The organism is Sinorhizobium sp. 8-89, assembly GCF_030124325.1.
Lineage (GTDB): Bacteria > Pseudomonadota > Alphaproteobacteria > Rhizobiales > Rhizobiaceae > Sinorhizobium.
The window spans coordinates 98,728-122,201 of record NZ_JASKLR010000002.1 but is presented as its reverse complement, the minus strand read 5'-3'; the positions used below and the strand labels follow the sequence as shown (position 1 = coordinate 122,201).

At 60.9% G+C, this 23,474-nt stretch carries 24 protein-coding genes and 1 pseudogene; 12 read left to right on the top strand and 13 right to left on the bottom strand.

Translation table 11 applies throughout. The annotated features are described in order from the left end of the window. Positions 1-6 precede the first annotated feature (6 nt). From QN219_RS05115 to tgt, 10 genes are all read left to right on the top strand, one after another. A complete protein-coding gene (locus QN219_RS05115; protein ID WP_283998496.1) occupies positions 7-1,404 on the top strand; it encodes an MATE family efflux transporter in 1,398 nt (465 codons plus the stop codon). Between the two features lie 103 nt (positions 1,405-1,507). Beyond that, complete coding sequence (locus tag QN219_RS05110) at positions 1,508-3,004, top strand: FAD-binding oxidoreductase (protein ID WP_283998494.1); 1,497 nt, start codon at positions 1,508-1,510, stop codon at positions 3,002-3,004. 7 nt (positions 3,005-3,011) lie between these two features. After that, entirely contained in the window at positions 3,012-3,422 is a 411-nt protein-coding gene (locus tag QN219_RS05105; RefSeq protein ID WP_283998492.1) for a DUF4383 domain-containing protein, read from the top strand. Continuing rightward, the gene (locus QN219_RS05100; protein ID WP_283998490.1) at positions 3,422-4,495 is read left to right on the top strand and encodes a hypothetical protein; all 1,074 of its coding nucleotides are present in this window, start codon (positions 3,422-3,424) and stop codon (positions 4,493-4,495) included. The genes QN219_RS05105 and QN219_RS05100 overlap by 1 nt, the downstream gene beginning before the upstream one ends. Beyond that, positions 4,479-4,793 carry a hypothetical protein gene (locus QN219_RS05095; RefSeq protein WP_283998488.1) on the top strand — a complete coding sequence of 105 codons (315 nt, stop codon included), beginning with the start codon at positions 4,479-4,481 and terminating at the stop codon, positions 4,791-4,793. The genes QN219_RS05100 and QN219_RS05095 overlap by 17 nt, the downstream gene beginning before the upstream one ends. A gap of 463 nt (positions 4,794-5,256) precedes the next feature. Then, positions 5,257-5,751 (top strand): pantetheine-phosphate adenylyltransferase, encoded by a 495-nt coding sequence (gene coaD / locus QN219_RS05090; protein ID WP_283998487.1) that lies wholly within the window; start codon positions 5,257-5,259, stop codon positions 5,749-5,751. Positions 5,752-5,786: 35 nt separating this feature from the next. Beyond that, positions 5,787-6,359: a peptidylprolyl isomerase gene (locus QN219_RS05085; protein WP_283998486.1), complete on the top strand. Its 573-nt coding sequence runs from the start codon at positions 5,787-5,789 to the stop codon at positions 6,357-6,359. 23 nt (positions 6,360-6,382) lie between these two features. After that, complete coding sequence (locus QN219_RS05080) at positions 6,383-6,892, top strand: peptidylprolyl isomerase (RefSeq protein WP_173512975.1); 510 nt, start codon at positions 6,383-6,385, stop codon at positions 6,890-6,892. A gap of 75 nt (positions 6,893-6,967) precedes the next feature. After that, positions 6,968-8,050 carry a tRNA preQ1(34) S-adenosylmethionine ribosyltransferase-isomerase QueA gene (gene queA / locus QN219_RS05075; protein WP_283998484.1) on the top strand — a complete coding sequence of 361 codons (1,083 nt, stop codon included), beginning with the start codon at positions 6,968-6,970 and terminating at the stop codon, positions 8,048-8,050. After that, positions 8,051-9,181 carry a tRNA guanosine(34) transglycosylase Tgt gene (gene tgt / locus QN219_RS05070; protein ID WP_283998482.1) on the top strand — a complete coding sequence of 377 codons (1,131 nt, stop codon included), beginning with the start codon at positions 8,051-8,053 and terminating at the stop codon, positions 9,179-9,181. An 18-nt stretch (positions 9,182-9,199) separates the two neighbouring features. Here the strand turns inward: tgt and QN219_RS05065 are convergent, their stop codons facing one another. The 3 genes from QN219_RS05065 to QN219_RS05055 all read right to left on the bottom strand — a co-directional run bounded on the left by QN219_RS05065 (position 9,200) and on the right by QN219_RS05055 (position 11,234). After that, entirely contained in the window at positions 9,200-9,619 is a 420-nt protein-coding gene (locus QN219_RS05065; protein WP_283998480.1) for a DUF4864 domain-containing protein, read from the bottom strand. 198 nt (positions 9,620-9,817) lie between these two features. Then, the gene (locus QN219_RS05060; RefSeq protein WP_283998479.1) at positions 9,818-11,026 is read right to left on the bottom strand and encodes an MFS transporter; all 1,209 of its coding nucleotides are present in this window, start codon (positions 11,024-11,026) and stop codon (positions 9,818-9,820) included. A 13-nt stretch (positions 11,027-11,039) separates the two neighbouring features. Continuing rightward, the gene (locus QN219_RS05055; protein ID WP_283998918.1) at positions 11,040-11,234 is read right to left on the bottom strand and encodes a DUF1127 domain-containing protein; all 195 of its coding nucleotides are present in this window, start codon (positions 11,232-11,234) and stop codon (positions 11,040-11,042) included. Between the two features lie 210 nt (positions 11,235-11,444). Between QN219_RS05055 and QN219_RS05050 the strand changes: the two genes are divergently transcribed. Then, complete coding sequence (locus tag QN219_RS05050; protein ID WP_283998478.1) at positions 11,445-12,953, top strand: winged helix-turn-helix domain-containing tetratricopeptide repeat protein; 1,509 nt, start codon at positions 11,445-11,447, stop codon at positions 12,951-12,953. A gap of 111 nt (positions 12,954-13,064) precedes the next feature. On the opposite strand, the gene QN219_RS05045 is transcribed toward QN219_RS05050, so the two are convergent. From QN219_RS05045 to metG, 5 genes and pseudogenes are all read right to left on the bottom strand, one after another. Beyond that, positions 13,065-13,457 carry a GFA family protein gene (locus tag QN219_RS05045; RefSeq protein ID WP_283998477.1) on the bottom strand — a complete coding sequence of 131 codons (393 nt, stop codon included), beginning with the start codon at positions 13,455-13,457 and terminating at the stop codon, positions 13,065-13,067. A 115-nt stretch (positions 13,458-13,572) separates the two neighbouring features. Then, positions 13,573-13,806: pseudogene (locus QN219_RS05040) on the bottom strand (helix-turn-helix domain-containing protein); the annotation flags it as partial. Between the two features lie 181 nt (positions 13,807-13,987). Next, complete coding sequence (locus tag QN219_RS05035) at positions 13,988-14,824, bottom strand: MBL fold metallo-hydrolase (protein ID WP_283998476.1); 837 nt, start codon at positions 14,822-14,824, stop codon at positions 13,988-13,990. A 1-nt stretch (position 14,825) separates the two neighbouring features. Then, entirely contained in the window at positions 14,826-15,605 is a 780-nt protein-coding gene (locus QN219_RS05030) for a TatD family hydrolase (protein ID WP_283998475.1), read from the bottom strand. Positions 15,606-15,619: 14 nt separating this feature from the next. Then, positions 15,620-17,170, bottom strand: coding sequence for a methionine--tRNA ligase (gene metG / locus QN219_RS05025; protein ID WP_283998474.1), 1,551 nt, complete (start codon positions 17,168-17,170; stop codon positions 15,620-15,622). A 181-nt stretch (positions 17,171-17,351) separates the two neighbouring features. Between metG and QN219_RS05020 the strand changes: the two genes are divergently transcribed. Continuing rightward, a complete protein-coding gene (locus QN219_RS05020) occupies positions 17,352-17,657 on the top strand; it encodes a MazG nucleotide pyrophosphohydrolase domain-containing protein (protein WP_283998473.1) in 306 nt (101 codons plus the stop codon). On the opposite strand, the gene QN219_RS05015 is transcribed toward QN219_RS05020, so the two are convergent. From QN219_RS05015 to QN219_RS04995, 5 genes are all read right to left on the bottom strand, one after another. Next, entirely contained in the window at positions 17,652-18,683 is a 1,032-nt protein-coding gene (locus QN219_RS05015) for a DNA polymerase III subunit delta' (RefSeq protein ID WP_283998472.1), read from the bottom strand. The genes QN219_RS05020 and QN219_RS05015 overlap by 6 nt on opposite strands. Continuing rightward, a complete protein-coding gene (gene tmk / locus QN219_RS05010; RefSeq protein WP_283998471.1) occupies positions 18,680-19,360 on the bottom strand; it encodes a dTMP kinase in 681 nt (226 codons plus the stop codon). Before tmk ends, QN219_RS05015 begins: the two co-directional genes overlap by 4 nt. Positions 19,361-19,533: 173 nt before the next feature. Continuing rightward, positions 19,534-20,688, bottom strand: a complete 1,155-nt coding sequence (locus tag QN219_RS05005) for a D-alanyl-D-alanine carboxypeptidase family protein (protein WP_283998470.1) — start codon at positions 20,686-20,688, stop codon at positions 19,534-19,536. Positions 20,689-20,751: 63 nt separating this feature from the next. Beyond that, the gene (locus QN219_RS05000) at positions 20,752-21,786 is read right to left on the bottom strand and encodes a septal ring lytic transglycosylase RlpA family protein (RefSeq protein ID WP_283998469.1); all 1,035 of its coding nucleotides are present in this window, start codon (positions 21,784-21,786) and stop codon (positions 20,752-20,754) included. Between the two features lie 399 nt (positions 21,787-22,185). Then, on the bottom strand, positions 22,186-23,298 hold the full coding sequence (locus QN219_RS04995) for a protein-glutamine glutaminase family protein (protein WP_283998468.1): 1,113 nt from the start codon (positions 23,296-23,298) through the stop codon (positions 22,186-22,188). Positions 23,299-23,474 lie beyond the last annotated feature (176 nt).

Genomic DNA, 23,474 nt, shown 5'->3' with positions numbered 1-23,474 from the left:
TTTCCCATGCTGACCACGAACACGAGCCAAATGCAGCTGCAGAACGACAATTCGTGGAGCAACCACTATCGTGCGAGCTTCTACCTTGGCGTGCCCTTCATCGGCGCGCAGCTTGCGCAACTGGCGATCAATACGACCGATGTGCTGATGGTGGGAAAGCTGGGCGCTACCGAACTCGCCGCGATCATCCTTGCGACCCAGACCTTCTTCACGGTCTTCATCTTTGGCAGCGGCTTTGCCAACGCCGTGGTACCGATGGCCGCGCAGGCGCAGGGCCGCGGCGACAAGGTTTCCGTCCGCCGCTCGGTGAGGATGGGCATGTGGGTCGTGCTGCTCTACGGCGCCCTCACAGCGCCGCTCCTCTGGATCGCCGAACCTATTCTTCTCTTTGCCGGCCAAAAGCCCGAAGTCGCGAAGCTCGCCGGGGAATACCTGCATATCGCGCAATGGGCTATTTTTCCGAGCCTCATCTTCATGGTGCTGAGGGCGTTCCTGAGCGGTTTGGAGCGGGCAGGAATAATCCTCTACGTGACGCTTGTGACACTCGTTCTCAATGCGCTGCTTTGCTACGTGCTGATCTACGGGCATTTCGGCTTTCCGGCGCTCGGCATCTTCGGCGCCGCACTTGCAGCCCTCGGAGTCGCGTTACTCGGGGCCGCACTCACGATCGCTTATATCCGCAGCCGCCCGGAGCTGAACCAATACGAACTCTTCGTGCGCTTCTGGCGACCGGACTGGCCGGCTTTCCGCGAGGTCATCTATCTCGGCATTCCGATTGCCTTGACGATCCTTGCCGAAGTGAGCCTGTTTACGGCCGCATCGCTGCTCATGGGCAACATCGGCACGAAGGAGTTGGCCGCTCACGGCATCGCGCTCCAGTTCGCCTCGATCGCGTTCATGATTCCGCTCGGCCTTGCGCAGGCTGGCACAGTGCGCGTGGGCCTGGCCTACGGAGCCGGCGACATGCTGGGCGTCAAGCGGGCTGCCATCGCCGTACTTGTCCTCGGCTGCGCCTTTGCGGCCGTCGGCAGCACGATCTTTGCTCTTTTTCCCCATCAGCTCGCCGCGCTTTATCTCGATACGAGCCGGGCGGATGCGGCGGAGGTTCTCGCCTTCGCCGGTCCGTTGATCGTCATTGCCGGCGCATTCCAGTTGGTCGACGGGTTGCAGGCGATTGCCGCGGGCATGCTGCGTGGTCTCAAGGATACGACGATACCGATGATCCTCGCGATGATCTCCTATTGGGCGATCGGCTTCCTCTGCGCCTGGGCATTCGCTTTCCCGTTGAACTTCGGCGGCGTCGGCGTCTGGTTCGGTTTTGTACTCGGGCTGGCGGCGGCAGCCGTGTCCCTCAATTGGCGCTTCTTCCATCTGCTTCGTTCGATGCAGAAAAGGTTCGCGTAAACCAGTGGTTGTCTTTGCGCTGAAAGGCGGGAATCCTGCAGCACCGTCGGCGTGACGGGTGCGGCTGATTCTTTCGCCGCAGTAGCAGATTCGGGGATTCTGGATGCGGAGACTCACACGTCGCAGCCTGCTGATCGGCGCCTCAGCCGGCGCTGGCGCGGTCGCAAGCCACCAGCTATGGCGGTCGTCTAGCCACGCCGGACCGGCCTATCCGCCCAACGGGACCGAATCCCCCGGAGGCGCCGTGGTACTCAACGACGCCAGCGAATTGTCGCCAACCGCCGTGGCCCGCCACATTGTAGTCGATGACGACCCGAAAGCCGCTGTCGTGGCGCGGATCAGAGGACTGATCGCCGAGGCACGCAACGAGGGCAGGGCGGTTGTCGCAAGCACTGCGCGTCATTCCATGGGTGGACAAAGCCTCGCGAGAGATGGCACGGCGCTGACGCTCGACCAGCACTGGCTGGAGGCAGACACGGCAGCGAAGACATACCGTGTGGCCGCTGGGACGCGATGGTCGACAGTCATCGCCAAACTGGACGCTCTCGGCTTTTCACCCGCTGTCATGCAGTCGAACAATGACTTCGGCGTCGCCAGCACGTTTTCGGTCAACGCGCACGGCTGGCCCGTGCCCTTCAGCGGCTGCGGCAGCACCGTGCGCTCTTTCAAAATGCTGTTGGCCGACGGCAGTGATGTCCACTGCTCGCGCATCGAGAATGCCGACCTCTTCAACCATGCCATGGGTGGCTATGGCCTCTTCGGCGTGATCACGGAAGTCGAACTCGACATGGTCCCGAATGTGCTGCTCGAACCGACATTCGAGCGGATGCCGGCGAGCGAAATCGGAACCCGCTTCGCCGCCTTGCTGAGATCGGATGCGACTGTGCAGATGGCCTACGGCCGTATGGACGTCTCGCTCGACCGTTTTTTCGACGAGGGGTTGCTGATCAGCTATCGTCCGACCACGAATCAGAGCGACATCCCCATAGCCGCCGGCTCCGGCTTCATCAGCCATGTCTCGCGCGAAATCTTCCGCGCCCAGGTCGGTTCCGACCGCATCAAGCATCTGCGTTGGTGGACCGAGGCCAGCATTAATCCGTGGATTGCTGCAACGGCGACACGAAACAGCCTGATGAACGAACCGGTGATAACGCTCGACGACCGCGATCCGGCACGCACCGATATCCTGCACGAATATTTCGTTTCGCCGGCGCGCTTCGCGGAATTCGTCGCGGCATGCCGGGAGATAATTCCCGCCTCCTATCAGCAGCTCCTCAACATCACGCTGCGCTTCGTCGACACGGATCGCGATAGCGTGCTTGCCTATGCGAGCGAGCCGCGGATCGCCGCCGTGATGCTCTTCTCCCAGGAGAAAACCGCGCGGGCCGAGGCCGATATGGCGCGCATGACGCGCGACTTGATCGAGCGCGTCATCGCGATCGGCGGCAGCTATTATCTGCCCTACCGGCCGCATGCCTCGGTCGACCAGCTGTTGCGCGCCTATCCGAGGGCGGGCGCATTCGCGGCCAGAAAACGGGAATTTGACGCAGATTGCGTCTTCCGCAACAACCTCTGGGACCAGTATTTCGCAGAGCTCTGAAAGGATCATGATGGGTAAGCTTCGCTGGATCGCCTTGGGCTACACGGTCGCGCTGCTCGCTGCCGCATCGCTCAATTACGTTCCCGGCCTTACCGACAGCCAAGGGCGGGCCTTCGGCATATTCGCTCTCGATATCTATGATGATCTGTTGCACATCGCCTCCGCAGCCTGGGCGGGCATTGCCGGCTTCCTTTCAAAGCATGCAGCACGCAACTTTCTGCTTTATTTCGGCGTCCTCTATCTCTCGGACGGCCTGCTCGGGCTTCTGACCGGATCCGGCTATCTGGATCTCGGCATTCTGACTTACGGCATCCAGGACCTGCCGTTCTCCTTCAAGATACTCGCGAATCTTCCGCATATCGCACTTGGTGGGTTTGCCGTCGCCTACAGTTTCGCCTTTGCGCACGAGGCGCGGTGATGAGGATCGTCTGGAAGAGCCTTAAATGGAGCATCGTCGCGCTGTTGCTGCTTGTGATCCTGATCGCAAGCCCCGTGGCCTATATCGAGGGCTTCTGTCACGGCGAGCCGGTGGAGGACGCGTATACGCCATTGATCAACGACCCCGCCTTCCGGCGGCACGAAGCCAACACATATCTGACCTATCCGGAATGGCATATCGTCTATGCCTATGACGGCCTCGCGGAAGCGTTGAAGACCGGCGACGAACATGCCTTCGACTATTTTTCGAGCGTCAAGGGCTTTTGGACATCGACTTGCGCGCTCACGCGGATCGCCGACGAACACGGCGGCGCAGACAGCCAGACGCGCATGATGATCTACACGATCGGCATCAGCTTCAATCTCGAAATGGCGTTGAAAGCCGCTTACGAGGAGACAATCGGCCGCGTAACGGCTTTGCTTCGAGGTGAAAAGAAAACGCCGCAGGATCAGGTCGCCGCCGGCATGGCGGCCGACTACGCAGCGTTCCTGCGGCAGACGCCGTGGTATCGCTATTCCTTCGATCGTGAGATCGGCAAACTCTGGGATGCACCGATTACCGATCCGGTTCGGGGCTGGGAACGACGCCTGGCGCTCGGCGGGGAATGGCGCGCGAAGGTCGCCTACGCCAAAATGATCGAAAGCGCGGTAGCGGCGACGGCCCCGGCGAAGCTGGAGATCCGCAGCATCATATCCGGACTGCCTGCCGACAGACTGTCGGACATTCCATGGGTCAAGGTCGTCCGTGAAAGCGACGATGGCGTGGAGATCGAGACGCCGCGCTATGCGCTCTTCACGAAGATTCTGACGGACATTGCGCAAGGGGGTGGAACGATCCGCGAAATCGCCGGCAATGACGATATCATGGTCTCAGTGACGGTTCCCGCCGGAGAGACACCGGCCTTCGCAATCGGGGAGGCGATCGCCCGGGTCAAGCGGGGCGGTTTCGCGACGGAGCGGCTCCTGCTCGGCCTGAAGGTCGAGCAACTCGCTGACCTCCTCCGGCAGACGCCGACCGACGACCCGGGCCTCGAACATGTTTTCGATTACTAGAGCCAGGGCGTTCCTTCTGACCGCCGCTGCCATCCTGTTGTCATGGTATGCGGCATCTGCCGTCCTCTTTGCCGTTCGTGAAGAGGGCAAGGCGGCGATTGTCCTGCTCCCGAACCATGGTCTCTCGCCGAACGGGCTGCCGCCGGGCGTTTCGATCCTGAGATGGGGGCGCTATTTCGCCGTGCTGGCCTCCGATAAGGCCGGCTATGTTCCTGCCCTTTATGCCGCTGGCGCCCTGATCGTGCTGCCGTCACGAGCCGGTGGATGTCTCGGCTTGAGACCTCCGGCCGCACGATGACAAGAAAAAGCCGGACGGGCAGGGGAGGCCGTCCGGCTTACAAGAGCGACCTCATCAGGGGAAGATATGAGGCCGCTTATCTTTGAACTTCCCGAAGGAAGTTCCTGGAGGCATTTGCAGGTTAAAAGCCGCTCTCTTGCTTGCGCCGGTCATGGGCCTCGTTGCGAAGCGCCTGGATCGCAGCGACAGACATCGCGAAAAACATCGTCATCGAAAACAGAGCAAGTCCCATGGCCGCACTCCTTTCAGTTTCGTAGAAACGGCATGTCTCCGAAAAAAGTTCCGTTCATTCTTGCCTCACGGTACAACTTCCGGTGTGAAACCATCTTGAACACTGCATTCATCTAGCATTCATTCTTTGCTCCATCCTGTTTCCGAGGGAACAGGCGAAAAGGCGGGTTGCGTCACCCTTGCGGTTAGCCGCCGTCCGTGACAAAAGGCTTCACCAAATGGAACAGGTAAGATGACCACGGCTTTCTATCCCGGCTCCTTCGATCCGATGACGAACGGGCATCTTGATGTGCTTGTGCAAGCGCTGAACGTTGCGGCAAAGGTCATCGTGGCGATCGGCATTCATCCGGGAAAGACGCCGCTCTTTTCCTTCGAAGAGCGGGCCGACCTCATCCGTCGCTCGCTGAACGAATCTCTGCCTGAAAGGGCAGGTGATATCGCCATTGTTTCGTTCGATAATCTGGTAGTCGATGCGGCCCGCCGTCACGGCGCGACCCTGCTCGTGCGCGGCCTTCGCGATGGCACGGACCTTGATTACGAGATGCAGATGGCGGGCATGAACCGGCAGATGGCTCCGGACATCCAGACACTGTTTTTACCGGCGGGGACCGCATCGCGGCCCATTACAGCCACATTGGTCCGCCAGATCGCGTCGATGGGCGGCGATGTCAGTGCTTTCGTGCCCAATGCGGTTCATGAGGCGCTGCAGGCGAAGCGCAAGGCCTGAACGCGCGGACAGCTCACACCACTCAGGGAGAACCCATGAAAATCCTCCAATTCGCTTTTGCCGGCGCCCTGGCGCTCGCCACGTTGACGGGGGTTGCCTTTGCGCAGTCCGGCGACAATGTGATTACAATTCAGCTCAAGGACGGCCCGGTCGTGGTTGAGTTGCGCCCGGACATCGCACCGAAGCACGTCGAACAGATCAAAGCGCTCGCTGCCGCAGGCGAATACGACAACGTTGCCTTTCATCGCGTGATCAAGGGCTTTATGGCGCAGACGGGCGACGTGCAGTATGGCGATATGGAGCAGGGCTACCAGGCCGAACTCGCGGGAACGGGCGGATCGTCCAAGTCCGACCTGCCAGCCGAGTTCTCCGATGTACCCTTCGAACGTGGTACAGTCGGCATGGCGCGCTCGCAGGATCCGAATAGCGCCAACTCGCAGTTCTTTATCATGTTCGCGCCGGGCGACTTCCTCAACGGCCAATATACGGTCGTCGGCAAGGTGGTCGAAGGCATGGAGAATGTCGACAAGATCAAACTCGGGGATGATGCCAACAACGGCGCCGTCGCCGATCCAGACCGTATGATCAGCGTCAAGGTCGGCAAGTAAAGTCAAACAGAAGGAGAAGAACCATGGCCGAGATCAAGGATCCGGAAAACACGATCATCATGGAGACCACGAAGGGCAGGGTCGTGATCGAGCTTCTGCCGGACGTCGCTCCGGGTCATGTCGCTCGTATCAAGGAGCTGACGCGCGAGGGCGCCTATGATGGGGTCGTGTTCCATCGCGTGATCGAGGACTTCATGGCGCAGACCGGCGATGTGCAGTACGGCAAGACCGGCGGCGAACACTTCAATCCGGGCCGCGCAGGCATGGGCGGCTCTTCCAAGCCCGACCTGAAGGCCGAGTTCTCCGACAAGAGCCATGTGCGCGGCACATGCTCGATGGCCCGCAGCCAGATGCCGAACTCGGCAAACTCCCAGTTCTTCATCTGCTTCACCGATGCTCCCTGGCTCAACAAACAGTACTCGATCTGGGGCCAGGTGATCGAAGGCATGGAGAACGTCGACAAGATCAAGCGCGGCGAGCCGGTGCGTGATCCCGATACGATCGTGTCGATGCGGGTTGCCGCCGACGCCTGATTTGCGCTAATGCACAGACCCGCCCCGTCGCGTCAAAAGGCGCCGGGGCGGGTTTGCTTTTGTCTGACACGATCGATGCGCGTAGACCTATTTGATTTCGACCTGCCGGAAACTTCCATCGCGCTGCGGCCCGCAAACCCGCGCGACAGCGCCCGCATGCTTGTCGTGCGGCCGGAAGGCGAGCCGGTCCTCAGCGATCGCGGCGTTCTCGACCTGCCGTCATTCCTTCAGCCGGGTGATGCTTTGGTCTTCAACGACACCAAAGTGATACCGGCGCAGCTCGAAGGCATCCGCAGACGCGGCGAAGAGATCGTGACACAGGTCTCGCTGACGCTGCATATGCGGGTCGCACCCGACCGTTGGAAGGCTTTCGCGCGACCGGCACGCCGACTGAAACCCGGTGATCGGATCTCCTTCGGCCACGGCGGAAACAGCTGCCTGCTCGGGGCGCTTGACGCGACGGTCGAGGAAAAGGCCGATGCCGGGGAGGTCACGCTTCGCTTCGACCTTTCGGGGCCGGCGCTCGATGAGGCGATCATGGCCGTGGGACACATCCCGCTGCCACCCTATATCGCTTCCAAGCGCCCTGACGATGCGAGGGATCGAACCGACTATCAGACCGTCTATGCGCGGGAAGAAGGGGCAGTAGCCGCCCCGACTGCAGGACTGCATTTTACCGAACGCCTTTTTGCAAAGCTCGACGAGGTTGGCGTCGAGCGCCACTTCGTAACTCTGCATGTGGGTGCGGGGACCTTCCTGCCGGTCAAGACGGACGACACCGACGATCACGTGATGCATGAGGAAATCGGTCATGTGAGTGCGGCGGCTGCGAGAAGCCTCAATGCGGTGCGGGCGAGGGGCGGGCGCATCGTCTGCGTCGGCACGACATCGCTTCGACTGATCGAGAGCGCGGCAACGAAAGAAGGCGAAATCCGTCCCTGGTCGGGTCCGACGGGCATCTTCATTACCCCGGGCTATCGCTTTCGCGCGGTCGACATGCTGATGACCAATTTCCACCTGCCGAAATCGACGCTCTTCATGCTCGTTTCGGCCTTCGCCGGGCTCGATACGATGCGCGCCGCTTACGCGCATGCGATCGCCACCGGCTACCGCTTCTATTCCTATGGCGATTCAAGCCTGCTTTTCCGGAAAGACTAGATGACCGAGACGTTCCAATTCAAGCTGCTGGCAACCGATGGCAAGGCGCGCCGAGGCGAGGTTTCGATGCCGCGCGGAACGATCCGCACGCCTGCATTCATGCCAGTCGGAACCGTTGGCACGGTCAAGGCCATGTATCTCGACCAGGTGCGCGAACTCGGTGCCGACATCATCCTCGGCAACACCTATCATTTGATGCTGCGTCCCGGCGCCGAGCGCGTTGCGCGGCTCGGCGGACTGCACAACTTCATCCGCTGGGAACGGCCGATCCTGACGGACAGCGGCGGCTTTCAGGTCATGTCGCTCTCCAGCCTGCGCAAGCTCGACGAGAAGGGCGTGACCTTCAAGAGCCATGTGGACGGCGCGCTCTATCACATGTCGCCGGAGCGCTCGATCGAGATCCAGGGGCTGCTCGACAGCGATATCCAGATGCAGCTCGACGAGTGCGTGGCGCTGCCCGCTGAACCCAACGAAATCGAGCGGGCGATGGAAATGTCGCTGCGCTGGGCCGAGCGGTGCAAAGTGGCGTTCGGAGATCAGCCGGGCAAGGCGATGTTCGGCATCGTGCAGGGCGGGGACGTTCCGAAACTGCGCGAGCGCTCGGCTCTTGCACTGAAGGACCTTGACCTCAAAGGCTACGCCGTCGGCGGCCTGGCCGTGGGCGAGCCCCAGGACGTCATGCTCGACATGCTCGACGTCACATGCCCGGCACTGCCCGCCGAGAAGCCGCGTTACCTGATGGGCGTCGGCACGCCGGACGATATCCTGAAATCCGTCGCGCATGGCATCGACATGTTCGACTGCGTCATGCCGACCCGTTCCGGACGCCATGGCCTGGCCTTCACCCGCTACGGCCGCATCAACCTGAGAAACGCGCGGCACGCCGAAGATACGCGCCCGCTCGACGAGCAATCGTCCTGTCCGGCAGCGCGCGACTATTCGCGCGCCTACCTGCACCATCTGATCCGCGCGAATGAATCGCTCGGCGGCATGCTGCTCAGCTGGAACAACCTGGCCTATTACCAGGAACTGATGGTGGGCATCCGCCAAGCGGTCGAGGAGGGGCGTTACGCCGACTTTATGTCGGAGACCCAGGAAGGCTGGAAACGTGGCGACTTGCCGCCCGTCTGATCCTCGGCGGTCGCCATATCAGAGTTGGGGGCCCGACGCGGTCTGCAGCATCATGACGCCATTGATCTTGTAGCTGCCATCCGGCTGCTCGACGAGATCGTAGATCGCCGTCCAGTCCTTTCCGTCCGATCCCGAGATCAGCACCTCCTGGAACACCTCGTCGCCAAGCACCTTCGAGCGGCCGAAGGCGAAGTTGCCCGGGCGGTAGAGATGCTGATAGCTGCGCTTGACCATCTCGAAGAAGACGATTTTGTCCGGGAATTTTGTCCGGATGGCCGGCGAGGCGAAGGAGTAGGCCGTATCGGCATCATCTTCCAGGAATGCCTTGATCTGAGCGCGTATAACGGATTGCACTGTATCTACAGGTTCATCGGCGAAGACCGCACCCAAACAGATCGAGAACGTAAGACAGAGTGCAACAAAAACGATCCTGACCATCACAGGCCTCCATCCGCCCTTGGTCGCCAAACCAAGGATAGGCCTCATGCTCACGCCGGTAAGGGCGTACGGTTGTGAAATCGCCGAATTATTCTTCGCTAATATGTAAATACATACATGATTTCAAGTGAATAAAACATTGTCTTAAACCACGATAGTAGATATCATAACTTCGTGATGCCACACGAAGCGCGTTGATCAGACCCGCCGTCTCTCTGCGACCAGAAACGCCCACAATATGCAGCACAGCAGGGCAAGGGACGATGGCAGCCCCTGATGCCCGGTCAGTTGCATCGCCAGCCCTGCCGCGGGCGAACCCACGATGCCGCCGATGCCCCATACGAACGCGAAGGCCGCGTTTCCGGCGATCAAGGCTTGACCGGTGAAACGCTCGCCGAGTTGGATCAGCGACATGGTGTAGATCCCGAACGAGACGCCGCCCCAGAGGAAAACGACCGGCCAGATGAGCCACAAGTTGAACAGCGACGGCAGCAGCAGGCAGCCGGCCAGCGACGCGAGCGCACAGGATAACATGGTCCGCGTCGAGCCAAACCGTTCGGCCACGCGTCCGAGCAAGATCTGCAGCACGGCATTGCCGGCGATGAAACACGTGATGAGCGAAGCGATGCGCTCCTCGGCGCTACCGAGCGCGGCGCCATAGACCGTGAGCAAGGAAAGCAGGATCTGCTCGAAGGCGGCAGCGGTGAAAACCGCAAACAACAGAAGCGGCGCCAGTGCGAAGAAGCCGCCGACCGATGTTGCCTCGCCTTCATGCGGCATCTTCGGCAGGCGCGGCACGACCCCAAGCACGATCAAGCCGCAGAGAAGGAAGGCCACAATGCCGACCATGAAGGGCGGCCAACCCTGCGTGCCGACCAGGCCGAGCGACAGCGGGCCGATGGCGAAGCCACCCGACACGATCGATGAATAGAGGCCCATGATGCGGCCCCGCCGCGGCGCGGGCGTGATCGAGATCAGCCAGGTTTCGCTGATCACGTAAAGCGGATTGGCGAAGAAGCCGAGCAGGAAACGCAGCGGCATCCAGGTCCAGACTTCCTGCCTCCAGGCAATCGCGACCAGGGTGAGCGCAGCCAGGATCGAACACAGGATTGCAAGCCGCGCGCCGCCCGCGCGCCGCACGAGCGCCGGAATGAAGGGCGCGGATACAACGAAACCCAGCGGCGTCATCGCCGCCGACAAGCCGATCAGGCCGGGCGTCGTCTCCTGCCGCTCCAGGATGAAGCTGAGCAGCGGATAGGTCAGTCCCTGTGCCACGGCGAACACCGTGACGGTCGCGATGATGCCCGCCATCGCGCTCCAAGGGATCCGGCCCTCCCGCGGCGATGTCGTGCTGTGCAGGCGCCGGCGAACCACTGCCGCACGCGGAAACTGGCGATCCGGTGTCATTGGAGCATTCGCCTTATAAAGGGTTTGATACTTGCCAGAAGGGCTTGGCGATCTCCGCCTCGACCTGCTGTCTTGTCAGACCGATATCGTCGATCAAATGGGGGTCGTCCTTCAACTTTTGCTCAAGTTCCCAGCGAAAGCGTATCCGCTCGCTCCAGGTCGCGATAATGCTTCGCAGGGTGGCCAGGCTGTAGTGCCGACGCGGCATTTCCGCTCGCCCTTGGGGCGTTCCCGGCCGCGCTGCCTTATGCGAGGCCAACGCAAGGGTCGGAGTATCGTTCATGGCAACCTCCATATGGTTTGAGGGGCCGAAGGCCTCGACGTGAAAGAGGATGAATTCTGCAGGACACGAACAGCGTCGTAATTAAGCTCTCCCAAAAAGTTCTCAAAAACTTCCAAAAGGGCTATAGATCCCCGTATGCAGGGATCGCGCTTTGCCTTTGGTCCGTTCGTGCTTGATCCCGGTGCGGGAACGCTCCTTCGGAACGATGATCCCGTTGCCGTTGGCTATCGCGGGCTGAAGCTTCTTGAGGCGCTCGTCGGACGGCCCGGCGAAATCCTGAGCAAGGCCGAGTTGATGGACGCGGCGTGGCCGGGAACGGCCGTCGAGGAAGGCAACCTCACGGTCCAGATCGCGCAGCTCAGGAAGCTGCTTGGTCCGTCCGCCGACGGCGGTGAATGGATCTCCACGGTTCCGCGCGTCGGCTACCGCTTCACGGGCGCCATCGAACAGCTCGGCAGCGCGAAACGAAAACCTTTGCCGTTGCCCAGCAAACCGTCGATAGCTGTGCTGCCCTTCGTCAATTTCAGCAATGACCCCGAGCAGGAATCCTTCGCGGATGGGTTGACCGAAGACCTGATTACCGACCTGTCGAGGACCTCCGGCCTGTTCGTCATCGCGCGCAATTCCGCCTTTGCCTACAAGGGCAAGGCGATGGACGTGCGCGGGATCGCCCAGGACCTTGGCGTGCGCTACCTGCTGGAGGGCAGCGCAAGACGCGCCGCGGGGCGCGTGCGCATCAACGCCCAGCTGGTCGACGCCGTAAGCGGCGAGCATCTATGGGCGGAGCGCTTCGATCGCAGCCTGGAAGATATTTTTGCCGTTCAGGACGAAGTCACCAGCAAAATCGTCGAAGCGTTGCTTGGCCGGCTGCGCGCACCGCCGCCGCGCAATCGGCCCAAAAATCTCGAGGCCTACGATCTCTGTGTAAGGGCGCGCAAGCTGATCGACGATTCGCCACAGACGGCGCGGGAAGCGCATCTGATGCTTACGCGCGCGATTTCGCTCGATCCGGGATATGCCGAGGCCTTTCGCTGGCTTGCCATGAACCACTGGATGCGATGGGTTCATTGGGGCGAACCAATTGAAAGTAACCGCAGCGTTGCTTTGCAACTGGCGCGCAAAGCCGTAGCGATCGATCCGAACGATGCTGGCTGCCGCTGGGTCCTGGCTAACCTGCTTGCATATGAGCGCAACTTCGCCGAGGCGGATGCGGAATTCGCCAAGGCGATCGAGCTCGATCCGAACGAGGCCGACACTTGGGCGACATTATCCGACATCGCGGTCTTGGCCGGGCGTGTGGAGGAGGGCATGGAGCACATTCGCAAGGCGTTCCGGCTGAACCCGTTTCCGGCAAGCTGGTACTTTCTGACGCTCGGCCAGGCGCAATATGCGGCCGGCGAGTACGAAGCCGCTGTCGAGACGCTGCGCAGGGACGAGACTTACCGTACAAGCTCACGCCGGTTCCTGGCGGCAAGCCTTGCGCAACTCGGCCGGCTCGACGAGGCGCGTGCAGAGGTCGAACTGTTCCTCGTCGGCAATCCGCATTTCACAACGCGCCACTGGGCCACGACGGAGCCGTTCCGCGACGCTGCGACGCTTGAGCATTTCGTTGATGGCTTCCGCAAGGCCGGTCTTCCGGAGTGACCGCCTCGCCGCGGATTTCGCCTTCCCCTCGGGGGCATCTGGTTCGAGATGCCGATCAAGGCGTGCATCTCTGGCACCTTGTAACGGCGCCCGTCGCACCATTCGTGCGACCTATTCCTCAAAGCGACTCGTGGGGTCGCGATCGCGCTCGTATCGTCTTTTGAGCGGAAACGGCGGCAACCAGGACTCGCGACGGACAGTCCAGAGTTCATAGGTTGGCACCAACTGGTCAGGGGCATCCAGGGATCCCAAGTTTACTTCGATTTCGTCTGCGGTGCGTCCGAAAACGGACGAGCCGCAGCGAGGACAGAAAAACCGCCCGGCGTAGTCGCGTGTTTCGCCATCGATCGTCACTGCATCCTGAGGGAATATCGCGGAAGCGTGAAAAAGCGCCCCATGATGCTTGCGGCAGTCGAGACAGTGACAAAGACCAACCCGGTTTGGGCGGCCCGACGCCACAATTCGGACATTGCCGCAGAGGCAACCGCCCGTGAATCGGTCCATGCTGCGTCTCCTCTAAATCAAGTGGACGGAATGTTTACGACGAACAGGACTGTCATCGCAATTGCCCCCCTGCAGGCGGGGACGCCTCGTTCTTCCATATTGGCGATAGTCATTATCTGAGCCTACGCAGCCGCCGACGACGCTCCTTGCTTGTCGTCGGCGATGCCGCGTAATAGCCGCCGCATTCCGGAAACTCGGCATAATGAAAGGCATTGCGCTTCAACTCACGATAGATCGTCGATCGGTGACGGTCGAGTTGCCGCGCGATCTCAGCAACCGGATGCTTGCGTTCTATGATTTGGTGCAAGCGTCGACGATCGGGAAGGGTGAGCTGCGAACAGCGACGCAACATGCAAAAATCTCCAAGGGCCAAGCCATTGTTTTTATTGGCATGTCGCACTTGGGAATAGAATGTACCCCCCTACATATCGTTATCGCATAAGATAGATTATGGAACTTGCGCGCGCGATCCTCACATGCGCCGATCCTCACGAAAACAGCGCCTTGAAGCCGTGCTCTAATATCTGGCTCTAAGCTTCTTCTGCGGACGGCATTGCGATGTCGAACTCTAGACGCATCATGTCATAGGCTGGCTCTACGTGGTCCGGCGTCTCGTTCAGCACCGTTTCATAGTCCAACGGCACGTGCATGTGCGTCAGTACGGCACGCTTCGGCTGAAGCCTCGCGATCCAGCCCAGCGACTGCACCAACGATAGATGGCTCGGATGGAATTTGTATTGCAGCGTGTCGATGACCAGCAGATCGAGGCCCAGCAGCTTGCCAACAGTTTCCGGCGGAAAATCGCTCACATCGCTGCAATAGGCAAAATCGCCAATCCGAAAACCGAGCGAATGGGTATTGCCGTGAAACTGCATCAACGGCGTGAACGAAATCGGCCCGCCGGCGCCGTGAACGGTAACCGGCGAAAGATCTTCGGTGAAGAGATGCGGCTCGACAATTGGCGGATAGCCGCTTCCCGGCGGCGATTCCACGCAATAACGAAACCTCTCGCGAATTGCGCTCATCGTGAGAGCGTCCGCCCAAATCGGTACGCACCTGCGGTTTTCGATCACGAAACCGCGCAGGTCGTCGATCCCGTGCAGATGATCGGCATGAGCGTGGCTGTAGAGGACGGCGTCGATATGGCGAACATCGGCGGCAATCATCTGGGCGCGGAAGTCCGGACCGGTATCGACAACCACGGTCGTCTTGCCACCGTCTGGCGCGAACTGCTCGACAAGCAGCGCCGCTCGCAGGCGGCGGTTGCGCGGATTTGCCGGATCGCAGCCCCCCCAATCGCCGGTGATACGCGGTACCCCTGGCGAGGAACCGCATCCGAGGATGGTGAAAACCCGCCGAAACGCCACGTCAGAGCCTCGGCATTTTTGAGAAGATGCGCAAAGCGTTCTCCGTCGTAATTTGCGCAATCTCCTCCGTCGAAACGCCGATCGTTTCCGCCAGGACCTCCGCCGTATGCGCGACAAAGGCCGGCTCGTTGCGCTTGCCGCGGAACGGTTTTGGCGCGAGGTAAGGTGCATCCGTCTCGACGATCATCCGGTCGTGCGGGATCGTCTTTGCGATATCCCTGATCTCCTGCGACTTCGGAAAGGTCAGGATGCCGGAAAAGGACACGTATCCGCCAAGCTCAACGCCGACTCGCGCAAGCTCCGGACCCGACGAGAAGCAATGGAGTAGGAAAGGGAAGGCCCCCTTCCCGCTCTCCTCGGTCAGTATCTCGGCCATGTCTTCGTCAGCCGAGCGGCTGTGGATCACCAGCGGCAGCCCGGTTTCGCGCGCTGCCGCAATGTGCCGGCGCAGCCCTTCAGCCTGGGCGTCGCGCGGCGCATTGTCGTAGAAATAGTCGAGCCCCGCCTCTCCGATCGCAACCACTTTTGGATGCGCGGAGAGCCGAACGAGATCTTCCGTAGTGATGTCGAGCTCCTCGTCGGCGTTGTGCGGATGGGTCCCGACGGAGCAAAAGACGTTCGGATAGGCTTCGGCGATCGCGAGGATCGTATCGAACCGCTTCACGCGCGTCGAAATCGTCACCATTTGCGTCACGCCGGCCGCATTTGCGCGCTCGATGATCGCGTCGCGCTCAGTCTCGAAGTCCGGGAAGTCCAGATGGCAATGGGTGTCGATCAGCATTCGTTTGCACTCGCTTACGCTTCCGGCGCCACGTAGCGTGGGAAGACCGGCTTCGGTGCCTCGAGCGGCGTTCCGGAGACGAGGCGTCCGGCCTCGCCGAGATGCGCGAAATCACGCTTGTCAGCCGGTACGGCCACGAGGTCGAGAAGCTTGCCTGCCGATTCTGGCATGAAGGGCTGCAGCAGGATCGCAATCTGCCGCACGACTTCGGCGGTGACGTAAAGCACCGTCGCCATCCGCTCCGGATCCGTCTTCTTCAGCGCCCAAGGCTCCTGGCCCGCGAAATAGCGATCGGTTTCGGAAACGACGGCAATGATCGCGGCGAGCGCGCGATGGATAAGCTGCTTGCCCATATCATCACGCGTCGTTTCGAGCAGGGCATCGGCAGAGGCCAACATGGCCTTGTCCTCGTCAGAGAGCGGCCCGCAAACCGGAACCTGGCCGTCGCAGTTCTTCACGATCATCGACAGCGAACGGCTGGCGAGATTGCCGATGCCGTTGGCGAGATCGGAGTTGATGCGTGTCGCTATCCCCTCCTCGCTATAGCTGCCGTCCTGGCCGAAAGAGACTTCGCGCAGAAAGAAGTAGCGAATCTGGTCGAGGCCGAAGTGTTCCACCAGATTGAACGGATCCACGACGTTGCCGAGCGACTTCGACATCTTCTCGCCCTTGTTGAGCAGAAAGCCATGAGCGAAGACCCGCTTCGGGAGCGGCAGGCCGGCGGACATCAGGAAGGCCGGCCAGTAGACGGCGTGAAAGCGGATGATGTCCTTGCCGATGACATGGATATTCGCCGGCCAGAATTTTGCACGCGGCCCGGTCGGATCGGTCAGATAGCCCGTCGCGGTGATATAGTTCGTCAACGCGTCCACCCAGACATACATGACGTGGGCCGGATCGTTCGGGACTTTGATGCCCCAGTCGAAGGTCGTGCGCGAAACAGAGAGATCCTTCAGCCCCGACTTGACGAACGAAATAACCTCGTTTCGCCGCTCGGCCGGGCCGATGAATTCGGGGTTCTCTTCGTAGTGCTTGAGAAGTTTCTGCTGATAGGCGGAGAGGCGGAAGAAATAGCTCTCCTCCTCCACCCACTCGACGGGGGTACCCTGAGGCCCATAGCGCACGCCGTCGTCGCGCAGCTCCGTCTCGTTTTCCTGATAATAGGCCTCATCGCGGACGGAATACCATCCGGCGTAGGAATCCTTGTAGAGATCACCCGCCTCTCCCATGCGGGTCCAGATTTCCTGCGAGGCCTCGTGGTGACGTTTCTCGGTCGTGCGGATGAAATCGTCGTTGGAGGCGTTGAGAAGCACGGCCATCTTCTGGAATTCGGCCGAGTTGCGGTCGGCAAGCTCCTGCGCGGAAATGCCTTCCTTCTTCGCCGTCTGCTGCATCTTCTGGCCGTGCTCGTCCGTCCCGGTCAGGAAGAAAACCTCGCGCCCGTCCAGTCGCTGATAGCGCGCCATCGCATCCGTCGCGATCAACTCGTAGGCGTGGCCGATATGCGGCCTGCCGTTCGGATAGGAAATCGCGGTGGTGATGTAGAAGGGGGAGGTATCTCTCATGATGGGCTTCGATATATCTCGGATCAGGAACTAGTGGCAGCTATTAGCGCATCGCCTTCAGGTAGGGAACCGCTGCGCCTAGAAAAAGCCCATTTGACGCCAAGCGCGGCGCCATAAAGCAGGCAGCCGGTTGACACACGCCACAAATTAGAACAAAACGAAAACAAACGAAGGAAGTGCGATGTTCGACGAGCTTAAGCGAAAATTCGAGGAAGCCTCGGCCGCCTATGCCGCCGAACATTCCGTCTTGCGCGATCCGGACTGGTACGTTCTGAAACTGCAGGAAGAAATGGGTGAACTGACGCAGGCGTGGAATAAGCTCAGCGGACGGGGACGTAACGGCGGGAAGACACTGGGTGAATTGCGCCAATCTCTTGCCGACGAAACAGCGGACCTCCTCGGCCATGTTCTGCTTTTCGCCTATCGCAACGATATCGACCTCGCCTCGTCGATCGAGCGGAAATGGAAGTTTAAGCCCGACCTATAAAGCGTCTTTCAGATCTTCGAGTAGCGACAGGATCGTCTGCTTGCGATCGAGATTATAGGCGTCGCTCACCGTCAGCCGCTCGGCGAAAGTGCTGGAGAGCCTCGCAAGGCGCTCGGCCCTGCTGATATCGCCGGCGAGCGCCGCCTCCCGCGCCTGCTGCATGACGCGTCCGGTCAACAGAGACGAGAAGAAATCGTAGATCGTTTCACTATCCCTTGCCGACAGAATATCCGCGAGCTTGTGCATCTGCCTTCGGACAGTTGGTCCCTGCCCCGCCAAAATATCGTCGAAGGCGGCGGCGATATCGACACCGCCGTAATTGATGAGCTTCAGCGCCTCGGAGACACTGCCGTTCGCCGCGCTGAGAATCCGCTCGACGTTCGGTCCCGTCAGATCGAAGCCGAGTTGGGCAAGCGCCTGGCGCATGGACTCGTCGTCCAGCGGCTTCAGCCGCAACGGAAGGCAGCGCGAGCGGATGGTCGGCAGCAGTTTTCCGGGCGCGTGGGTGAGCACGAGAAAAAGCGACCGACGCGGCGGTTCCTCGAGTATCTTGAGGATGGCATTGGCCGCATTGCGGTTGAGATCATCCGCCGGGTCGATGATGACGATGCGCCAGTTCCCCGTGCCGGATGTCTGGCCGAAGAATTTTCCGGCGCGCCTCACCTCGTCCACGGTGATTGCCCCTTTGGCCCTGCCCGTTTTCTCGTCCACCGGGCGGGTGAGATGAAGCAGGTTATGCGATGCCCCGGATGCGAGCTGCCGTGTGACGATGGAGGCGGGATCCGGATCGGCGAGCTGATCGGGTGCCGTCGTCGGCTCTGGGTGATTCAAGATATGGTTCGCGAAGCGGAAGGCAAGCGTCGCCTTGCCGATGCCTTCCGGTCCTTCGATGAGGATCGCATGGTGCGCTTTGCCGGACTTGTAGCTCTGGGCGAGAAAAGCTTCAGCCTGAAGATGGCCAAAGAGCTTCGCGTTTTCCGCCGGGGCCACAGCCCCCTCCAACACGCCAGGACGCTCTATCGTCATGATGCAGCTTCCGCACTTGACGGCTGCGGCTCGTCACCGTCCGGTAGCAATGCATCCATGATCTCCCTGACCTCGGCGGCGACGGCGTCCGGCGGCCGTGCTGCATCGACGACACGACAACGCCGAGGGTCGGCTTCCGCGATATCCAGGAAGGCTTCGCGCCGTTTCTCGTGCGTTTCCAGCTGTTCCTTCTCGAAACGGTCGGGATTGCCATCGGCGGCGCGATGGCGCGCGCGTTCAAGCCCAAGCGCGGCAGGCAGGTCGAAGATGATCGTTCGGTCCGGAATGACCCCGTTGACGGCCACCCGTTCGAGTGTCTCCACGAAGGCCGGTTCGAGGTTGCCGGTGATGCCCTGGTAAACGCGCGAGGAATCCATGAAACGGTCGCAGAGGACGATGGTACCCTTCTGAAGCGCCGGCCGAATCACTTCTTCGACGTGGTCGCTGCGCGCGGCCGCAAAGAGCATCGCCTCCATGCGAACGCCGAAGGATTCCGCCGCCCCCGACAGCAGCACGTGGCGAACTGCCTCCGCACCGACTGAGCCGCCAGGCTCTCGCGTGGTGAGCACATCGTAGCCACGGGCACGTAGCGAATCGGCCAGCAGGCGCATCTGGGTCGACTTGCCGGCCCCTTCCCCGCCCTCAAACGTTACAAACAAACCCTTCGTCAGCGACATGCGTTCCCAAATCGGCCGACTGCATGTTTCCTTAAATCGTAGCCAGGATAAAACATGCAGCAATTCAAAGTGCTACAGCGCTCCTTGCGCGTCTGACAAGACGCGTGGCGCTGTAGCTATCGGCCCTGTTTAGCCGATTGGTTCGCCAGAAGAAACGGTCGCGTGCGCATTTGTTACAGCCAGAAGAAGAGAAGCTCCTGGAGCGCATCGAGCGCGCGGCTTGTAAGCGTACCTACCTCGACCCCGCTGCCGGTCCTCACCGGCACTTCCCGCAACAATCGCTCGCCGTTCCAGAGCTTGACGACGCCGACCTCCTGACCGGCCGCGACCGGTGCCGTCAGCGGCCATTTGTAAACGATGCGCGCGGTTAGCCGTTCAGGATTGTTGACCGGGAGCAGGACATCGATCGGCCCGCCCGCGACAAGGGAGACGCGCGATGTGGCGCCACCATAGACGCTTGCTTCGCCGATGGTCTCCCCGTCGGCGAAGATGCGCCGTTTCTCGAAGGCGGTCATCGCCCAATCGAGCACCCTGCGGCTTTCGTCCGTGCGCTCCTTGTCGCTTTCGAGCCCACTCATGGCAAGATAGACGCGGCGGTCGCCGCGCTGCATCGACGCGGCAAGCGAAAAGCCGAAACCTTCCGCGAATCCCGTGGCCAGCCCATCGACGCCGACATTGGCCGCAATCAGCGGATTGCGATTGCGCTGGCGGATCTTGTTCCACTCGAATTCGGCCTGGGAATAGAGGCGATAGAAATCTCGGTGAGCCTCGCGCAGATGCCGCGCCAGCGTCACCAGCTCCCGCATCGTCACCTTGTTCGCAGGATGAGGAAGACCGGTGGCGTTGTTGAAAACCGCGACGGGCATGCCGAGTTCGCGCGCCCGCGCCGTCATACGCTCCGCAAAAGCAGCTTCGCTGCCGGTCATGCCTTCCGCGAGGATGATGCAGGCATCGTTCGCGAGTTGCACGACTGCGCCTTGAATAAGGTCCGCAACGCGGATTTTCGACTTGATTGCGGCAAACATCGTCGAGGTGCCGGACGGTGCGCCTCCGGTCCGCCAGGCGTGCTCGGAGACCTCGTAGGTCGTCTCAGGGCTCAGTTCGCCCTTGTCCAACGCCTCGAAAACCACCTCCATCGCCATCAGCTTGGCAAGCGATGCCGGGGGCACGGGCTCGTCTTCGCCGCGAGCGAAGAGCACTGTGCCGGTCTCGCCATCGACGAGATAGATTTGCTTCGCCTTGGTGTCGAACGCGGGCGCCTGGGCGACCGCATTTGTCGAAACGGTCGCCGCAAGAAGGGCGACGACCGTGAGCAACTTTATGCGCATGAGAAACTCCGGCTTCTTCATGGGCATAGCAGCGCGAACAAAGCTGTTCAACCGAGGCTGGCGCTAAACTCCGTCCCTGTTCCGGCGCTTTGCGTAGGCGATGATGGAATTGGCCGTCAGCGCGTTCGAATCAACCATAATTGCCTCGAAGGGCGACGCCTTGTCGCTGACGCGCACTTCGACATAGGCGGCGGCATAAGCCATGTTTCCGTCAGGCATCGGGATCAGTTCTGGCCGCACGGTGGGGATCGGTCCGATCTCCGGGAGCGTGACAAATTCGCCGAGAGATTGCGGCATCGCGACTTGCGGCGCCGGCTCGGCGAGCGCGGTCATCGGAACGCCCGTATCCAGCGTCGCGTTGCCAGGGACCGGCACCCTGGCGAGGTCCGGCACCTGGTTGCGGAACGGCTCGTTCGACGCAACCATGACACCTGTCGCGATCTGTCCTTCCGGCATCACGCCGGGACTGCGGTCACCCTTCTTGACGTAGGAGGCCATCAGATAGGGCATATCGTTGCCCTCGAGCGGCGCGCGCCCGACATATTGCACGCGCACCTTGGCACTGCCCTTGCCCTTGATGTCCAGCATATCGGCGGTTTTCGAGGAAACATCGATAATCCGGCCGTACTCGTAGGGACCGCGGTCGTTCACGCGAACGATAACCGATGTACCATTTTCCAGATTGGTGACGCGTGCATAGCTGGGCAAGGGGAAAGTCGGGTGGGCGGCGGACAGGTGATACTTGTCGTAGACTTCGCCGTTCGCCGTCAGTCGCCCGTGAAAGGCGGAGCCGTACCAGGACGCGACGCCCACCTTGTTGTAGCCGAAATCCTCCTTCGGCTTATACCACTTGCCCTTGACCTGATAGGCCTTTCCGACCTGGTAACGCCCGCCACCCTTCGGGATGTTTGTCCCGGTCGCGACCCGCGGGCTAGCTTTGACGCCATAGACCGACTCGGCAAAGTATTCCTTGCTCCGCGCCTTGCTTGTCTTGACGCTCGAAGCCGATCCGCAGGCGGCAAGCGTCGCGCAAAGCAACGGAACCGCAGCAACACGTAATCCCCTCGAAAGAAGTGCCGCATTTCTTCTAAAAATCATCTGTCCCCAATATCGTTCGCAAAGCCGTATTTCGAAAACATTCCGCTCTAGCCCCCGCGGAAAGCTCGGCGTCTCGAAAAGAGACAGTCGATTAATCATGTCAGCAAGACGGCAAAATTGCGAACAGGGAGCCTGAAGCGCGGCAAAAATCTTCCGCTATGGTTTACAAATCGTATAAACCCATGCGCGAGCCTCTCTCGCGCAGCCTTGGCCCCTTCCCGGGAGACCAGAAATTTTCCCGAGCGCCGGACACGTTAAGACTTGCAAAAACTGCGAGATTTGCCGTTCAACCCAGCGTCAAGGCCGGTGTACTGTCTCGTCGGCTGTGGAAGGCGAGTGGCTGCGACTTCCGGTGCCGGCCGAATTGCCCTGCAGCCTCTTTTCATATTCGTGGCTCCGCTACGGGCAATTCGCATAGGGCGGCGGGCCGTGCTGGATCGCGCGGTTCTGAAGCTGGAGACGATAATCGGCGAGCACCTTGTTGGTCTCGACATAGGTGGGGTCGGTCACGTTGCCCCAGATATAGAAGATCGACGCGTCGCTCGGCGTCAGCGTGGCGCTCGGATCGCCCTGAACCCCCTTCCAAGTTGCCTGCGTCACGGGCGTGGCGAAGAGCGAGGGATCGATCACCATCTGCTGTGTCCAGAACCAGCCCTGGCGCACGCATAGCGTCGGCGCGACATGCCAACCCCAGTTCACGAAGCAATTGGGATTGTCTTTGGTGACGACGTGCAAGCTCCCCTGTATCCACACTTTGCGCGGCTTGCGTCCCATATTGATCATCAGCCGGCACATCTCGTGCGCGCGGCCCCAGCAGCCGTCATCGGGATAGAGAAAAGGGATGCACGGCGCTGGCACCGTGAGCGGCGGGCAAGACTTCGCGCTGATCGCATCAAATATCTGCTGGGCGGTTGCTTTCGAAACGCAGCGAAACCACCACCAGGGCCAGAACGGCCAGCGCCAGATCCAGTCTAGCAGACGCTTCCACCACGGCCGCTCGAACGGCAGCGTATCGGGTTTGGGCAAAGGCGGCAGCGGCGCGTCATCGGGGCCGGGCGTGTAGGCGCGAATATCAATGATATTGTGCGCATCATCCTCGGTGATGATAAGCAGTTGCCCCGAATCGAGCGCGGCGCGCAGCAACGGCTCGAGCGTCGCGAAATCGGGATTGTCGCGCCTCAGGGCGTGGCGGGCGTGCGACCTTTCGAGCATGACCTCATAGCCCTGGTCGTTCGGAAGCATGCTCATCGGGCGCGTCACGTGCGGGATCAGCAGCCGTGTGATCGCCGCGCTGTTAGGATCGATCTCCAGATAGACCGGCGCCTTGCGCCTCGCGAGCCCGTCAAGGACTTGGACGAAGCCGCTCGATCGGGCATCACTCGGGTCAAGCCGGGCGCGGCGCCCGCCTTCGAGCTCAACCCAAAGCCCCTCGCGCAGCAGCTCGGCAGTGGGCCGGTCAAGTGGAGGATCGAAATCAATGCGGGTCGAAACAATCGCATTGGGATTTGGCATGGCACACCCCCCAGATGCGCCAAAATATCAGAGCGCTGCTCGCCTGTCCTTGCGTAGAATTTATGGCAAACCGAACAACTTTTAACTTTATTATGGCCTCTTCCAATGATCGCACATGTGACTTGCCTGCTCGCCTCCGCGAAACTCATCGGCACGTAATGCAGGGCATGCAAGCG

Excerpts from the sequence above, each read along its gene's own strand:
- QN219_RS04995 (WP_283998468.1), bottom strand. The coding sequence starts at position 23,298 with ATGCCAAATCCCAATGCGATTGTTTCGACCCGCATTGATTTCGATCCT.
- QN219_RS05030 (WP_283998475.1), bottom strand. The coding sequence starts at position 15,605 with ATGCTGATCGACACCCATTGCCATCTGGACTTCCCGGACTTCGAGACT.
- QN219_RS05005 (WP_283998470.1), bottom strand. The coding sequence starts at position 20,688 with ATGCGCATAAAGTTGCTCACGGTCGTCGCCCTTCTTGCGGCGACCGTT.
- queA (WP_283998484.1), top strand. The coding sequence starts at position 6,968 with ATGCGCGTAGACCTATTTGATTTCGACCTGCCGGAAACTTCCATCGCG.
- QN219_RS05060 (WP_283998479.1), bottom strand. The coding sequence starts at position 11,026 with ATGACACCGGATCGCCAGTTTCCGCGTGCGGCAGTGGTTCGCCGGCGC.
- QN219_RS05065 (WP_283998480.1), bottom strand. The coding sequence starts at position 9,619 with ATGGTCAGGATCGTTTTTGTTGCACTCTGTCTTACGTTCTCGATCTGT.
- QN219_RS05105 (WP_283998492.1), top strand. The coding sequence starts at position 3,012 with ATGATGGGTAAGCTTCGCTGGATCGCCTTGGGCTACACGGTCGCGCTG.
- QN219_RS05115 (WP_283998496.1), top strand. The coding sequence starts at position 7 with ATGCTGACCACGAACACGAGCCAAATGCAGCTGCAGAACGACAATTCG.
- tmk (WP_283998471.1), bottom strand. The coding sequence starts at position 19,360 with ATGTCGCTGACGAAGGGTTTGTTTGTAACGTTTGAGGGCGGGGAAGGG.
- coaD (WP_283998487.1), top strand. The coding sequence starts at position 5,257 with ATGACCACGGCTTTCTATCCCGGCTCCTTCGATCCGATGACGAACGGG.
- QN219_RS05055 (WP_283998918.1), bottom strand. The coding sequence starts at position 11,234 with ATGCCGCGTCGGCACTACAGCCTGGCCACCCTGCGAAGCATTATCGCG.
- QN219_RS05050 (WP_283998478.1), top strand. The coding sequence starts at position 11,445 with ATGCAGGGATCGCGCTTTGCCTTTGGTCCGTTCGTGCTTGATCCCGGT.
- QN219_RS05095 (WP_283998488.1), top strand. The coding sequence starts at position 4,479 with ATGTTTTCGATTACTAGAGCCAGGGCGTTCCTTCTGACCGCCGCTGCC.
- QN219_RS05015 (WP_283998472.1), bottom strand. The coding sequence starts at position 18,683 with ATGACGATAGAGCGTCCTGGCGTGTTGGAGGGGGCTGTGGCCCCGGCG.
- QN219_RS05080 (WP_173512975.1), top strand. The coding sequence starts at position 6,383 with ATGGCCGAGATCAAGGATCCGGAAAACACGATCATCATGGAGACCACG.
- QN219_RS05110 (WP_283998494.1), top strand. The coding sequence starts at position 1,508 with ATGCGGAGACTCACACGTCGCAGCCTGCTGATCGGCGCCTCAGCCGGC.
- QN219_RS05100 (WP_283998490.1), top strand. The coding sequence starts at position 3,422 with ATGAGGATCGTCTGGAAGAGCCTTAAATGGAGCATCGTCGCGCTGTTG.
- QN219_RS05085 (WP_283998486.1), top strand. The coding sequence starts at position 5,787 with ATGAAAATCCTCCAATTCGCTTTTGCCGGCGCCCTGGCGCTCGCCACG.
- tgt (WP_283998482.1), top strand. The coding sequence starts at position 8,051 with ATGACCGAGACGTTCCAATTCAAGCTGCTGGCAACCGATGGCAAGGCG.
- QN219_RS05045 (WP_283998477.1), bottom strand. The coding sequence starts at position 13,457 with ATGGACCGATTCACGGGCGGTTGCCTCTGCGGCAATGTCCGAATTGTG.
- QN219_RS05000 (WP_283998469.1), bottom strand. The coding sequence starts at position 21,786 with ATGATTTTTAGAAGAAATGCGGCACTTCTTTCGAGGGGATTACGTGTT.
- metG (WP_283998474.1), bottom strand. The coding sequence starts at position 17,170 with ATGAGAGATACCTCCCCCTTCTACATCACCACCGCGATTTCCTATCCG.
- QN219_RS05020 (WP_283998473.1), top strand. The coding sequence starts at position 17,352 with ATGTTCGACGAGCTTAAGCGAAAATTCGAGGAAGCCTCGGCCGCCTAT.